This is a genomic window from Phormidesmis sp. 146-33 (assembly GCF_052939515.1).
Genome location: NZ_JBJPHU010000033.1, coordinates 1 through 13,906, shown reverse-complemented (window position 1 = coordinate 13,906; position 13,906 = coordinate 1). Strand labels below are relative to the sequence as shown.

Sequence of the window (13,906 nt, the reverse complement as noted above, 5' to 3'; positions counted from 1 at the left end):
TGGGGTGAGAAAGTGAGGTTAAATAGTTGCTATCGGCTTTGAGAAAATTCTCTTGATAAGTTGATCACGAGGCAGAAAATTGCTCTACATGGGCTTCGCTTTCCAGGGTTAACTTTCCTGGTTGAGCGTCCAATTTTTTAAGTTTCAAAGCCATGCCTTCTAGCTCAAAGTTTTGGAGATCTAGTAGACTCTTAGCTTGTTCTAAAAGCGCGTTTGTCAACTCAGGAGGAAGGTCTTGTCCTTCTGTATAGTGCAGATCTTCTAATAGGACTTGCTGACCATCTGGACTGACTCTAGGAACTGCCGTAAAAGCAACTCGCTTTCTCTCTTGGGTGTCCTGTAAAATCACATCAGTACTCAGGGCGATTTTGCCTTCTCCAGGTAGACCAAATTCAACTTTTTGGGTGTCTACTGTCGCGACTTGACCATTGACATGAACATCCAAATTTTGCATTTTCTCACCAATAAAATCGGATTGAAAAGCACGATTAATATCTGCTTCTGTCAAAACAACATAAGCTTCCGCTTCGGTCGGACGGTTTAACTCAATCTTGCCAAAAGCAGCACTCAACGGATTGATCGAAACGCTTCCAGTATTCACCTGCATTTCTTCGATCCGGAGGTCTTGCTGCATGACCATCCCTTCTGCTTTGATGGAAACTGAATCAACCGCTCCTGAAACTAGCTTTAGCGGATCGGTTTCAATTTCTACATCCAATTTTTCGACTTCATCTAGTTGGCTAGAAATTCCTATTTCTGCAACCTTGTTGAGGGCTTGCTCTCCCAAATCGGGCATCTGATCGCTCCTTTGCCTATCGTTCTATGGCGATACTTTAAGACATCACCAAGACAAACCGAATCTACAACGCGATAGAGAGGCGGAGCGATCGTTCTCTACCTTTAGAGCAAAGAGCGGCATCATTGAGAACAACTGAGTTTAATGTGAATGCGGTGCAAAATTTTCGCTTCGGTATCCAGCACTTCCGCTCCCCAAGCTGCCAATTCTAGTTTAGTTCAACTCTCTAGCCTTTCTGGTTTGGGCGGGTAGATCGGTCAAATAGCGAGGAAGCTCAACCAAAAAAGTCGATCCCTGCCTCAGTTGGCTCGCAACGGAAATTTCTCCCTCCATTAGATCCGTTAGTGCTTTGGTGATGGCTAACCCCAATCCTGTTCCGCCCTGGCAGCGGGTCGCAGTCTGGTTGATTTGTCGAAATTCTTGAAAGATTGACTTGAGATCTTGGTCAGCGATGCCAATTCCGGTGTCTCGAACGGCGATCGCCACTCGATCATCTCGCCACACTTCCACTTCGATCGTGACCCATCCCTGGTCTGTGAACTTAATCGCATTTGAAAGCAGATTGGCAAGAATTTGTCGAACTCGCTTGCGATCGTTAACAATCTCTAATTCTTGAGGCAAATGGACTTGTATTTGAATATTTTTCTGATTTTTTTGCGGTTTCACGTCTTCGACTAGAGTTGTCACAAGCTCACATAAATCAAATGATTCTAAGTGAAGTTCTAATTGTCGCGATCGTAGTTTTGAAAAGTCTAAAATGTCCTCAATCAGCGTCAGTAAATGTTGACCGTTTTGAAAAATTCGCTCGATCATCCTCAAGTGCTGTGGCTCAAATCGATGGTGAAATTGGCGCAGCAGAAGGTTTGAAAATCCCAGAATCGCATTCATCGGAGTGCGTAATTCGTGAGACATCGTAGCGATGAATTGTGATTTTAAGCGATCGGCTTCAACCAATTCCAGATTTTGAAGCTGCATTTGTTGAAGTTGCTGCTCCATTTGTTTGCGAGCCGTGATGTTACGCGCTAGCCAACGAAGCGCGATCGGGCAATTTTGACAATCTTTAACGACTGATATCGTCAGCGCTGCATCAAAAGAAATTTGGTTGTTAGTGATTAGCTTGATTTCCCATTCTTGAATGCGATCGACCGTCTGTAATTGTAGTAGCAACGATCGAAAAGCTTGCTGATAATCTCCACGCACAAAACTTTCTAAAACCTTGCCCACCAAGCACTTTGAGTTTAGGCTAAAAAGCTCTGATGCAGCCTGGTTTGCTTCTTGAATCTTGCCGTAGATATCAGTAATTAAATAAGCATCGGGAGCAAATTCAAATAAGTCTTGATAGCGGTGATACTCAGTTTCTAGCGTCTCCCGGACGTGGTTGAGGTGCTCATTTTGTTGATAGAGAACCCCTTCAGCGGCCCTCAGTTCTTCAAGGGCAGTCGAGAGCGCCGCCAAGTAACCAAGTAGGCTAGATTGTCCAACAGAGTCCTCACTGACGGCCTTATACAACTCAGCTTCACGCTGTTCTATTTGCTCTAAATGTCTGACGATTAGGGTGCGATCGTCTGTATTTTTTTGTTCATCCATGTCATTGCCCAATACAAAAAATTGCTCTTTGACAGGAAAAAATGTGTTCAGAGCAATTGCCTGAAAACAGTTTTAGAACTTGCCTCTCAAATGGAATTAAGCGTGAGAAATTAATTGATTACTGATTGATTACAGTGAGTAGCAAATCGTTTTAGTTAGCGTTTTACTTCCTTCTGGAGAGGCTAAACAGTTAATCAATTTTTTTTAATGAATTTAATCCAAATTCAGCAATCTCTATTGAATTAGTAAATTTTTATTAAATTCTTACTTGTTTCTGACAGTTAGATTGTTGCAGGGCTGTAATGATTTGCAATCCGCTTTTGGGCTGAGATGAGAGAGTTTCTAAGTCATCAACTTATAAATGAGCTAATTTCTCCCTCGCTTCTCAGCTTGTTTGATTAATCGACTGGATGAAAGTAGAAGGCTAATCCCAGCACTACGTAGGCAGCAAGTAACAAAATACCTTCGAGCCAGTTCGATCGCCCATCAGAGCTAATCGAATTGGTGATCAAAACTGCCACCGCAACGGCGACTAATTCAAATGGGTTGAAGTTTAAATCCATTGGTTTTCCCAAAATCCAGCCCACGATCACTAGAAGCGGAGCTACAAATAAGGCAATTTGCAGACTCGACCCAACGGCGACTGAGACGGAGAGATCCATTTTGTCTTTCATGGCTACTGTGACCGCCGTTGCATGTTCCGCAGCGTTGCCAATGATCGGCAGCAAAATCACGCCCGTAAATAGGGCAGTCAATCCTAATTTAGAGGTGGCTTCTTCTAGGCTATCGACCAGAAGTTCGGACTCGATCGCCACCAGCAGCGTGCAGGCTAATAAAACTCCCACCCAAAGCCAGAGATTGACGGTGTGGCGATCCGTTTCTCCGGTCAGGTTGGCGGAGGCGATTTCGACAACTTCCTGTTCTGCGACCCCGGCATCATAGAGATAGGTGTGGGTTTTCATAGAAAACAGCAGTGTCAAACAGTAAACAGCAATCAGCACAAAGGCAACCGAAACGGAGAGTTTCTGAATCGTCAGGTCACTGATCCCCGTTGAGGTGTAGTTGACCGCTGTCGGCAGCAATAGCGCAATCACAGCCAGATTCATCGAAGATGCATTGACCCGCGCGACGATCGGCTGAAATTCCTGTTCTTTGTGGCGCAGTCCTCCCAGCAGCATCGATAGCCCCATCACGAGCAGCAAGTTACCAATAATTGATCCCGTGAGACTGGCTTTGACGACATCGATCAGTCCCGCGTTAAGGGCAACCAAGGCAATGATCAATTCCGTTGCGTTGCCAAAGGTGGCATTGAGCAGTCCGCCCAGGGTGGCTCCTACGACTACGGCAATTTCTTCGGTGGCGGTGCCCATCCAGGCGGCCAGAGGTAGAATCGCCAAACCTGCCGTGACAAAGACGACCAGCGATCCCCAATGCAGAAAGTGAGCCGCGATCGACACAGGCACAAACAGCAGCAGGAAAATAAAAATTAGATTTTTGACTGACATTAAAACTTCTCAATCGGTGAAGGGAGTTCGTCGGGATCTAGAATACCTAGTCGATCGCAACGCTTTGTAGGAAGTTGCTTCTTTTGATTTGAGTCGTCGGTTTGAGGCACCAATTTGAGCCAAACAATTTGAGCAACAATTTGAGTTACAAATCCTTTCGAGGTCTGAAGCGATCGTAAAGTCTTGTACAAAACTCTTAAGCCATCCTTAAGTTGACTTCTGCTTTGCGGTTCAATCAGTTATGTTGCAGGTTCCGATTCCTTTTGAAAGGCCGAGTGAAACGCCTGACTATCGATCGCTCTGCCTTTTCAAAAATCTGTAGCGCTTGAGAATGTAACGCTTAAGACTGACCTGATCCCCCAAATTCTAAGCGCTGAGTCAGATTTGTCTGTGAGAAGGGTTTCGCTATAGTTCCGTTTGATTGAAACTGATTCAAACTCTGAAAATCGGTTTCCCGTTAAGTTTTTATCCAATTTCAAAGCTGTTTTAAGCTGATCCTTTGGTCTTCTACCCTGGCTGCGGCGATCGTGTTTTTGACGAAGCTTGCGAATCGCCCGCGATTAAAGTCTTGCTGTATAGTACAAATGAATTACGTTAGCTAGAGGCAATTTGTTTGATTCTGCCTCTACAGCAGGCTTTACCCCATCTCCCTAACCCCAAAAACTTTCTCTATGACTTCGATTTTTGATGCCTCACTCGATTTGTGTGCCCCCGCAACGAATGCAGCAAGTTTGCAGAATGGCGATCCCCAGCGTCTTGATCTCACCCCAGACGAAAACCATCCCCTCAAAACGGCGATCGGTGTTTACGTCACGATTCATGGGCACTTTTACCAGCCGCCCCGCGAAAATCCTTATTTGGATGCGATCGAGCGTCAGCCCAGTGCGTCCCCCTTTCACGACTGGAACGAGCGAATCCACCACGAATGCTATCGCCCCAACGCCTTTGCCCGCATTCTCAACGACCAGGGCGAACTGGTGGGGATCGTCAACAACTACGAATATTTGAGCTTCAACATTGGCCCGACGTTGATGAGTTGGATCGAGCGTCACGATGTCGAAGTCTACCAACGAATTCTCGAAGCCGATCGCAAAAGCTGTGCGCGACTGAATGGACACGGTAACGCGATCGCTCAAGCTTACAATCACATGATCTTGCCTCTGGCTAACGATCGCGACAAACGCACTCAGATTCGCTGGGGGAAAGCCGACTTTCGATCGCACTTTGGTCGTGATCCCGAAGGTATGTGGCTCGCTGAAACTGCCGTAGACTATCCCACGCTTGAAGCTTTGGTAGACGAAGGCGTTCAATTTATCATTTTGGCTCCCTCCCAGGCTCAACGCTGTCGGGCGATCGACGCTCCCAACTGGATCGAAGTCGGCGGTGGTCAGATTGATACGACTCGTCCTTACCGATGTTTCTTGAACAGTGAGGAGAGAGGAGAGAGGAGTGAGGAGTCAGAACGCCGCTATATTGACATCTTCTTTTACGATGGGCCGATTTCTCGCGATATGGGATTTGATACCGCTCTCAGCAGTTCTCATAATCTGGCGGGGCGATTGGGTCAGGCGGTGCGCGGGGATCATCGTCCGACTCAGCTAATTGCGGCGGCAACCGATGGCGAAACCTTTGGACACCACAAAGGCGGGACTGAGAAATGTCTGGCCTACGCCTTCGAGCATGAATTTTCTCGTAAAGGCTGGACGGTCACTAACTTTGCCCACTACCTCAGCCTCAACACGCCTACCTGGGAAGTCGAACTCAAACCCGTCACGGCCTGGAGTTGTGCCCACGGAGTCGATCGCTGGCAAGACGACTGTGGCTGCGCGAGTGGCGGCGGATGGCACCAAAAATGGCGGCGACCTTTGCGCGATTCTCTTGACTGGCTGCGGGATCAACTGGTCAAAGTCTACGAAGAGACGGGCAAGAAATTCTTTAAAGATGTCTGGTTGACGAGGGATGAGTACATTCAGGTGGTGCGCGATCGCTCTCCTGCCAATGTCAATCGATTTCTTGCTCAACATCAGCGCCACAAACTCAGCGCGATCGAACGCATCGACGCGCTACGACTGTTAGAAATGCAGCGTCACGCCATGCTGATGTACACGAGTTGCGGCTGGTTTTTTGAGGAGCTTTCTCGCCCCGAAGGAACGCAAATTCTTCGTTACGCTTCCAGAGCGCTAGAGCTGGCCGGAGATGTGGCAGGCGTGCAGCTTGAAAAAGGCTTTGTGAAACGGCTGGCGCTGGCTCCCAGTAATGTAGATTGCTTTAAAAATGGAGCAGAAGTCTATCGGCAGTTGGTGATCTCGGCACAGATTAACTTTGAGCAAGTCGCTGCCCACTACGCGATCAGTTCTTTGTTCCAGACCTTTACGAGAGAACAGCGCGTTTACTGCTATGCCGCTCACCAGTTAGATTACCAGCTTCAGCGCATGGGATCGCTCACTCTCGCTGTCGGACAGCTTCAACTCACGTCCGAAATTACTCGCGAGACGGAGCATTTGGCTTTTGCGGTGCTGCATTTGGGCGGCTGGGATTTCCACTGTTGCATTCAGCCTTTTGCCGGCCGCAGGACTTACGCTCAACTTAAGGATTCTCTGTTTGGCTCTCTCAAGCAGGCGAGTGCGGCGCAGACCATTTTGGCGATGAATCAGATGTTTGGCAACCAGTCTCACAGTCTGCAAAATTTATTTGCCGAAGAACGCCATCGAATTATGCGCCTCTTGAGTCAAGAAACGTTGACCCGATTGGATCAGCTTTATACACAGGTCTATCGCGATAACTACGGCGTTTTGATGGCGTTTCATCGGGACGAATTGCCCGTTCCACAAGAATTGCAGGTCGCGGCTGAGATTGCTTTGGGTCATCGCTTACTTGTCGCTCTACGATCGCTCGAACAAGACCACAGCGATCCCGATAGCCTGGAACTTAGCGCCAGTCGAATTGCCGAATTGGATGCGATCGCCACCGAAGCCAACCATCTACACTGTCAGCTAAATCTTCCCGAAGTCAAACAAACCCTCGAAAGATTGGTGCGGCGATCGCTCTGGAATTTGTTGAATCCGATTGATCCCCAGACGGCTGAGACGGAGATTCACTGTATTGAGCAGTTGATTGAGTTTGGGCAAAAGCTTCAATTCAATTTGACAATGGCTCAAGCTCAAGAATTGTATTTTGTCTGGCTGCGATCGACTGAGGAAAGGGAACGATCGCCCCAACTTCTAGCGTTAGGCAAAAAATTAGCGGTAGACGTTGAGATCTAGCCGCTTTCAGAGTTCTGGTTGAGATGATTTGTGTTTGTTTTGGGGTAGAGATTTAACCGTCTTCTATCCCTTTTTTGTGTAAATGTCTTAAAGTCTCCCATAAATGGGAGTTAGGAGGCAGAAACGGTTAGTGACGAGGCGAAGAAATCGAGTTTTTATTTTGAAGAAACCGCCTACAGATTGCGCTGAAACTCTTCTAGCAAATCCAGCAAACTGACCTGACACTGCATCGGCACCAGATCGCTCAAGGGCACTTCTCGCTTGCCGCCCCCTAATTTAATGGGAATGCTTTGCAGAACTTTGAGAATCTGATCTTCCTGGATCGAGCCGCTAGAGAGCAGAGGATAGAGCTTTTCTGCCAAAACGGTGTGCAGATGAGCGTCTGACAGATAGAGATGCCATTTAGCAACATCAATGTAGACATTTTCACCAATTTCGGCGGCTAGATTCTCGATCGCTTCAGAGGTACTTAGGTTTGCCATAAAAAAAGTCAGTTTAGAGTTGTTTTGTATCCGATCCTTCTAGCGTCTGGCTAGTTGCAAAAACTCTACTTTTTGGCTGATTTCGTCACTTTTTCTTTCGGCTTAAAGCCTGTTGCGGGCGCGGGTGTAGCGGGAGACGGTTCAGAATAGTCGGCGATCGCAAACACATAGATGGCATGAGCCACCAGAATCGCCGCCCAACCGCCCGTTACTCCAACTGCCCAGGGCCAATCGTGATTTTGAATGATCTTAAAAAACCACAACCCCGAATTACAGGCAGTGAATAGCGGCACATGAGTTGCAAAGGTCATGCGATCGTCCAGGCGACGATAATCAGCGTCTTTGCGATCGGGAATACGAGACCAACGGGGAGGCATAGGACAAAACCTTGTAAATAGCTGACTACCTTTATGTTAGCGGTTTGCCGTTCTCTCTACTCAGGAACGATCGCGGAGAACAAAGCTGAATAGTCGGCATCGGATAACCCCAGGGCGATCGCTCGCTCCAAAACTTTCTGAACGCCTTCGACATTGCTGACTTCGAGCTTTGCAGACTGGGCGGCTGTGAGAAATAGATTGATATCTTTTTGCAAATGTTTGGTCGGAAAGTTGGGCTTGGAGTAGTCACGATCGCGCATTCGCTGTAATTTCTTATCAAACGTTGGGGCATACAGCGCACTCTGTCTAAGAATTTTCATAAAAGCTTCGACCTCCACGCCCTGAGCCGCTACTAATCCCAAACTGGCCGCAAACGCACTCGTCAGAGATCCAATAAGCTGGTTGAGCGACAATTTTACCGCCGCCGCCGATCCGACTGAACCTAAGAGAACGGGATCTGATCCCAAAACTTGCAGCACGGGTAGCCAGCGATCGAACTGTTGTGGCTCTGCGCCCACCATGATCATGAGTGAACCCGATCGCGCTTCTGGAATGCTGCCCAACACAGGGGCTTCTAAGTAGTCGCCGCCCGCAGCCACCACCTGATCTCGAATGGCTTGACTTTCTAAAGGGGCGATCGTCCCCATCTGAATCACCGTTTTTCTAGTCAGCTTCGCAGCATCAGAAAGCAGTGTGACCTGAATCGCTGAAGCATCTGTGAGCATGAGAATCACACAGTCTGAGTTGGCGATCGCCGCTTGGGGAGAATGAGCGATGGTTGCTCCCGTCAAAGATTCCAGTTTAGAAGCGGTACGATTGTAGACCGTGAGCGAGTGCCCCGCATCGATCAAACGCTGTGCCATCGGTAGCCCCATCAGCCCGATTCCTAAAAAGCCAATCTTCACCATTTCACCTCTCAAATTTAGACGCTTGATCTTGGATAGTTTAGACCGATCAACAAACGCTCTAGCAATTTAGGAGCGATTCCTTCCCGCCCGATCGTTTATTCTTCATTCCCGATCGTTTATTCTTCTCGCCCAACGGCTAATCGTTCATTCCCGATCGTTTATTCTTCTTGCCCAACGGCTAATCGTTCATTCCCGATCGTTTATTCTTCTTGCCCGATCGTTTATTCTTCCTGCCCGATCGTTTATCCTTCCTGACCGACTGCTTATCCTTCATCCCTCTCTTAGGATTGTGAATTAAATAAGATCGTTTATTGCCAAGTTACTTCGCCCCCTAAATCCCCCATGCTGGGGGACTTTGAGATCAAAAGAATTCTGGAATTCAAAACGGTTTTGAGCTTTAAAGTCCCCCAAATTTGGGGGATTTAGGGGGCTGCAATCCATTGAAACGAAGCCAAAATCAACTGACCAAGCATATTTAGAGAATCTCAGGTTAATAAACTCGCGTTCCTTAACGAAGTACCAAACCCCCAACTCCACCATTCTCCACCCCATCCCCCCACAGCGTCACAGTTTGCGCTATGACTAAGATCGTCCAGAAATTTCTGAGTATGTTACGGCTAACCGAAATCAAGCTTCCCCTTGATCACCCTGACGATGAGATCAAGACAGCCATTCTCAAAAAGCTACAAATCAGTCCCAAAGACCTGATCCGCTATTCGATCTTCAAACGCAGCTACGACGCTCGAAAGAAAGACGCGATCGCTCTGGTCTACATTTTGGATGTGGAAACGCCTCAAGAGCAGCGCCTGCTTCAACGCTTCAAAAAAGACCCTCATGTGATGGTCACTCCCGATATTAGCTATCGTTCGGTTGCTCAAGCACCCAGCGATTTGACACTACGCCCGATCGTCATTGGCAGCGGCCCCTGCGGCATGTTTGCGGCTTTGATGCTGTCGAGAATGGGATTTCGCCCGATCGTGTTAGAACGCGGCAAATCGGTAAAAGAACGCACTGCCGACACCTTTGGCTTTTGGAAAAAGAGAGAAGACTTTAATCCAGAGTCCAACGCGCAGTTTGGAGAAGGCGGCGCGGGCACATTTTCAGACGGCAAACTCTACAGCCAGGTGCGAGACTCTCAACACTACGGGCGCAAGGTCTTAAATGAACTTGTCAATGCGGGCGCTTCTCCAGAGATTCTCTACATTAACAAACCGCACATTGGCACCTTCAAGCTGGTGGGCATTGTCGAAAAAATGCGGGCGACGATCGAGTCTCTCGGTGGCGAAATTCGCTTTCAAAGTCGGGTGGAGTCGATCGACATTCAAGCCGGACAGGTGAGAGGCGTAACGTTGGCGAATGGGGAATATCTCCGCAGCGATCATGTCGTTCTCGCAGTGGGACACAGTGCCAGAGATACCTTTCAGATGCTCTTCGATCGCGGCGTTTATATCGAATCCAAACCCTTCTCGATCGGCTTTCGAGTCGAGCATCCCCAAACGTTGATTGATCAGTGCCGCTTTGGCGAAAAAGCAGGTCACAAACTTCTGGGCGCGGCAGACTATAAACTGGTTCACCACTGTCAAAACGGACGATCGGTCTATAGTTTTTGCATGTGTCCGGGTGGATTGGTTGTGGCTGCGACTTCCGAACCGGGACGAGTCGTGACCAACGGCATGAGCCAATATTCTCGCAATGAGCGCAACGCCAACAGTGGGATCGTGGTCGGCATCACCCCTGACGATTATCCCGGTCATCCGCTCGCAGGCATTGACTTTCAGCGTCGCTTGGAATCACGAGCGTTTGAACTGGGTGGAGGCACCTACGAAGCGCCAGGGCAGTTGGTCGGAGATTTTATCGCCGATCGTCCCTCTCAGACTTTGGGCAGCGTCAAGCCGTCTTATGCGCCAGGGGTACATTTGGGCGATTTGAGTCAGAGTTTGCCAGAGTATGCGATCGCTGCCATCCGCGAAGCTCTCCCTGCTTTTGACAAACAGATCGCTGGATTTGCTATGCACGATGCCGTCTTGACTGGAGTCGAAACTCGCACCTCTTCGCCCATTCGCATCAAGCGCAAAGAAGATTATCAGAGCCTCAACACTCAAGGACTCTATCCCGCTGGAGAAGGAGCCGGATACGCAGGAGGCATTCTCTCGGCGGGCATCGACGGGATCAAAGTCGCGGAGGCCGTCGCCCTCAACATCGTGAATTCTAGAAACTAAAAAATCACAAGGTCTAAAATTCCCGATGATTTAGCAAGCTGGCATCTTCTCGTTGATTGATTGCCTCATTCACTCGCTGCCACAAGTCTTGATCCTGGCGATAGAGGCTCAGAGCGGCGATCGCGTCCTTAGCGTCCTGAATCCGTCTGCTCGTAACCAGTGACAGCAAAAAGTCTAACGGCTCGTCTTGTCGAAGCATCGCGATCGCCAGCAGTCCGGTTTGTCTGAGTTCTGCATCTTTGACTTGGTGCCACCAGGTTTGAAGAATGGGAAAGGCTGCGGGTAGGCGACTCTCACCCAGAGCCATCGCGGCCACTTCTGCAATCTCGGTGTCTTCGCGCAGAGGAGATGATTTGCGGGCGTAAAGTTGGCGAGTCACGAGAGAAAGCGATCGCCCCGGTGCCAACGTCAGCAGCCCCAACAGACACTCAGAAATCACGGGTGGCTGATCCCCAATCTGGACTCTCAATCGCAACAGCGGAACGCCTCGATCGTCGTTGGTGTAGGTGATGGCTCGTGCGGCGGCGACTCGTGCATCTGTCTCCGGATCGGCCAAGAGGTCAGCGAGTTCGCTCCAAACGTGGGGATAGTTCATTCTCACCAGTCCCAGCGCGCAGACTCCCCTCAAACTCGCTGCGGTATCTTGCTTGTCTTTCCAGACGGACTCCATCTGAACATGCCGAATGCCCCGCAAAAACAGGTCTTCATTGCTGTAGTTGAGTTGATAGAGCGCCTTCGCAATCCGAAATTTTGCCTGACAGCCTTGATCCGTTTCAGCAGGATTGACCATCAAGCGATCGAAGGCTTCGCCCAAAGCTGGCATTAGATCATACAGTTCAGCGTCACCAATAATTTTGGTGGCTTGAGAAACGGCGATCGCAAACTTACTCTTGAGAACTTGATGCAGTGTAGCGATCGCTTCCTCCGAAGTGGGATCAGACCACACAGCCGTCAAAAGCGCCAAAGTTTCTTCAAGCTTGCGTGACTTTGCCATTGGGAAGACCGAAGACCAGGGACATGAGACGCGAGATAGCGAACCAGGAATTCTTGATGCTGATTCTTCTCAAAAGTCTAACGTCTCCTGCCCAGCGTCTATCTCAAAACTCAACGCCCGACGCGCAGATCGTCAAAATTTCAGGTCTGCAAAGCTTGATGGTAACAGTGATCCCCTGTGCCCCTTCGCCTTCGAGATCTTCGACATAGCCGGGATACGCTTTTCGGGCTTCTAATGCGCTGTTAAACGGGCCAAAATAGTAAGTGCATTGGGGATCAGCCGTGGTAACCTCAACCCACCAGCGATTGAGCATCGCCCGAATAAATCCCGCCATCACCTGTTTGAAAATGTTGAACAGTTTCATGATTGATTTTTGGATTTTAGTATTGTAAGAATTTTTCGATCGCGTTGCACCGCTCAGATCACTTTCGACATTCTTCGTTCTCTGACGACTGCTCGACAACTTCGATCGCTGCGTGCTTAAAAGTGACCCTACTCTTTCATGTGTAGCGTTTCCGTTAGCGATGTCAAGTCAAATGTCAGAAATTTGTAACAATCTTTTTACAGCAAATCGCAGGTCGTCGCGTCGTGTTTATACCTTGAGGAGGAAGTGTCGCTACGTCCAGAGGTATAGGCTAGTCTAGCCCAGCCAGGAAAGGGGTAGAAAACCTGTGGTTGCGCCTTCGTGACTTGCTCACCTGGATCAGTCCACGATCGTTTCTCAAAACTGCCCTGTGCGTCAGACCTCCCTCTTTCACTCCCAATCATGAGCGACTAATGAGCGACGCTACAGAATCAAGACTCCAAACGGAAGCGTTTTTGCGTAATCAGGAACAACAGATCGCCGGGATTTTAGCCAAACTTCCGGATCTGATTTCTCGATACGATCGCGCCCTTCGCTATCTTTATGTGAGTCCCGCGATCGAACACATCACTGGGGTTGCGCCTCATCAATTTATCGGCAAGACACACCAGGAAATGGGAATGCCGCCAGAAGTGGTCACGGTGTGGAGAAAAAATTTACAAACGGTGTTTGCGACCGGACAGGAGCGAGCGGCGCAGTTTAAGTATCCAGGGATCAATGGGGTGCGATATTTTGATGCGACCCTGATGCCCGAATTTGGGGCGGATGGTTTGGTCGAGACGGTCTTGGTGATTAGTCGAAACATGACCGATCTCCAGCGCGCCGAAGAAAAATTAGCCGTCAGTCAAGAATTTTTGTCACTCGCTCAAAAAGCCGGAAAGATTGGCAGCTTTGATTGGAATGTCAAAACGGGAATCAGCCGATGGAATGAGCAGCTAGAAGAGATGTTTGGGTTTGCGGCGGGCAGCTACGACGGCAGATATGAAGGATGGCGCGATCGCGTTCATCCAGACGATATCTCTAGAGTCGAACAGAGCCTTCAAGAATCCATGCAGCAGCAGATTATGGATTGGCAAAGTGAGTACCGAGTGTTTCGGGCTGATACAGATGAGTTGCGCTGGGTAAATGCGAGAGGACAAGTTTTTTACAGCGAGTTAGGAACACCCGTGCGAATGATTGGGGTTGTGATCGATATCAGCGAACGTATGCGCGTCGAAGACGAACGCAAACAAGCAGAAGAAGCCCTACAACAAAGTGAACTGCTATTTCGCAATCTGGCGGATACGATGCCGCAAATGTTTTGGATCACGCGACCCGACGGCTATCACGAATACTACAACCAACGCTGGTATGAATACACCGGAGCCAGCCCCGAACAAACAGAAGGGGAAGGCTGGAGTACGATTTTGCA

General features: G+C 48.9%; 12 protein-coding genes. 3 read left to right on the top strand and 9 right to left on the bottom strand.

The genetic code is table 11. The annotated features are described in order from the left end of the window. Positions 1 to 64: 64 nt before the first annotated feature. From ACJ2PR_RS15175 to ACJ2PR_RS15160, 4 genes are all read right to left on the bottom strand, one after another. Positions 65 to 796, bottom strand: a complete 732-nt coding sequence (locus ACJ2PR_RS15175; RefSeq protein ID WP_446870149.1) for an LmeA family phospholipid-binding protein — start codon at positions 794 to 796, stop codon at positions 65 to 67. Positions 797 to 1,009: 213 nt separating this feature from the next. Further along, entirely contained in the window at positions 1,010 to 2,383 is a 1,374-nt protein-coding gene (locus ACJ2PR_RS15170; RefSeq protein ID WP_446877607.1) for an ATP-binding protein, read from the bottom strand. Between the two features lie 398 nt (positions 2,384 to 2,781). Beyond that, positions 2,782 to 3,888, bottom strand: coding sequence for a calcium/proton exchanger (gene cax / locus ACJ2PR_RS15165; protein WP_446877606.1), 1,107 nt, complete (start codon positions 3,886 to 3,888; stop codon positions 2,782 to 2,784). Then, positions 3,888 to 4,079, bottom strand: a complete 192-nt coding sequence (locus tag ACJ2PR_RS15160) for a hypothetical protein (RefSeq protein WP_446870147.1) — start codon at positions 4,077 to 4,079, stop codon at positions 3,888 to 3,890. Before ACJ2PR_RS15160 ends, cax begins: the two co-directional genes overlap by 1 nt. 480 nt (positions 4,080 to 4,559) lie before the next feature. Here ACJ2PR_RS15160 and ACJ2PR_RS15155 point away from each other — a divergent pair, with 480 nt between their 5' ends. After that, positions 4,560 to 7,151, top strand: coding sequence for a DUF3536 domain-containing protein (locus tag ACJ2PR_RS15155; protein WP_446877605.1), 2,592 nt, complete (start codon positions 4,560 to 4,562; stop codon positions 7,149 to 7,151). A 173-nt stretch (positions 7,152 to 7,324) separates the two neighbouring features. Here the strand turns inward: ACJ2PR_RS15155 and ACJ2PR_RS15150 are convergent, their stop codons facing one another. The 3 genes from ACJ2PR_RS15150 to ACJ2PR_RS15140 all read right to left on the bottom strand — a co-directional run bounded on the left by ACJ2PR_RS15150 (position 7,325) and on the right by ACJ2PR_RS15140 (position 8,918). Next, entirely contained in the window at positions 7,325 to 7,633 is a 309-nt protein-coding gene (locus ACJ2PR_RS15150) for a DUF3181 family protein (RefSeq protein ID WP_446877604.1), read from the bottom strand. A gap of 65 nt (positions 7,634 to 7,698) precedes the next feature. Continuing rightward, on the bottom strand, positions 7,699 to 8,010 hold the full coding sequence (locus tag ACJ2PR_RS15145) for a 2TM domain-containing protein (RefSeq protein ID WP_446877603.1): 312 nt from the start codon (positions 8,008 to 8,010) through the stop codon (positions 7,699 to 7,701). Between the two features lie 56 nt (positions 8,011 to 8,066). Further along, a complete protein-coding gene (locus tag ACJ2PR_RS15140; RefSeq protein WP_446877602.1) occupies positions 8,067 to 8,918 on the bottom strand; it encodes an NAD(P)-dependent oxidoreductase in 852 nt (283 codons plus the stop codon). A gap of 578 nt (positions 8,919 to 9,496) precedes the next feature. Here ACJ2PR_RS15140 and ACJ2PR_RS15135 point away from each other — a divergent pair. Then, positions 9,497 to 11,137, top strand: coding sequence for an NAD(P)/FAD-dependent oxidoreductase (locus ACJ2PR_RS15135; protein ID WP_446877600.1), 1,641 nt, complete (start codon positions 9,497 to 9,499; stop codon positions 11,135 to 11,137). A gap of 13 nt (positions 11,138 to 11,150) precedes the next feature. Here the strand turns inward: ACJ2PR_RS15135 and ACJ2PR_RS15130 are convergent, their stop codons facing one another. Further along, positions 11,151 to 12,131, bottom strand: a complete 981-nt coding sequence (locus tag ACJ2PR_RS15130; protein WP_446877599.1) for a HEAT repeat domain-containing protein — start codon at positions 12,129 to 12,131, stop codon at positions 11,151 to 11,153. A gap of 103 nt (positions 12,132 to 12,234) precedes the next feature. Further along, positions 12,235 to 12,495 (bottom strand): DUF1816 domain-containing protein, encoded by a 261-nt coding sequence (locus tag ACJ2PR_RS15125; protein ID WP_446877598.1) that lies wholly within the window; start codon positions 12,493 to 12,495, stop codon positions 12,235 to 12,237. 413 nt (positions 12,496 to 12,908) lie between these two features. Between ACJ2PR_RS15125 and ACJ2PR_RS15120 the strand changes: the two genes are divergently transcribed. After that, the coding region (locus tag ACJ2PR_RS15120) for a PAS domain-containing protein (protein ID WP_446877597.1) at positions 12,909 to 13,906 on the top strand (998 nt) is incomplete at its 3' end.

Coding starts and splice junctions, on each gene's coding strand:
- ACJ2PR_RS15175 (WP_446870149.1), bottom strand. CDS start 796: ATGCCCGATTTGGGAGAGCAAGCCCTCAACAAGGTTGCAGAAATAGGA.
- ACJ2PR_RS15170 (WP_446877607.1), bottom strand. CDS start 2,383: ATGGATGAACAAAAAAATACAGACGATCGCACCCTAATCGTCAGACAT.
- cax (WP_446877606.1), bottom strand. CDS start 3,888: ATGTCAGTCAAAAATCTAATTTTTATTTTCCTGCTGCTGTTTGTGCCT.
- ACJ2PR_RS15155 (WP_446877605.1), top strand. CDS start 4,560: ATGACTTCGATTTTTGATGCCTCACTCGATTTGTGTGCCCCCGCAACG.
- ACJ2PR_RS15150 (WP_446877604.1), bottom strand. CDS start 7,633: ATGGCAAACCTAAGTACCTCTGAAGCGATCGAGAATCTAGCCGCCGAA.
- ACJ2PR_RS15145 (WP_446877603.1), bottom strand. CDS start 8,010: ATGCCTCCCCGTTGGTCTCGTATTCCCGATCGCAAAGACGCTGATTAT.
- ACJ2PR_RS15140 (WP_446877602.1), bottom strand. CDS start 8,918: ATGGTGAAGATTGGCTTTTTAGGAATCGGGCTGATGGGGCTACCGATG.
- ACJ2PR_RS15135 (WP_446877600.1), top strand. CDS start 9,497: ATGACTAAGATCGTCCAGAAATTTCTGAGTATGTTACGGCTAACCGAA.
- ACJ2PR_RS15130 (WP_446877599.1), bottom strand. CDS start 12,131: ATGGCAAAGTCACGCAAGCTTGAAGAAACTTTGGCGCTTTTGACGGCT.
- ACJ2PR_RS15125 (WP_446877598.1), bottom strand. CDS start 12,495: ATGAAACTGTTCAACATTTTCAAACAGGTGATGGCGGGATTTATTCGG.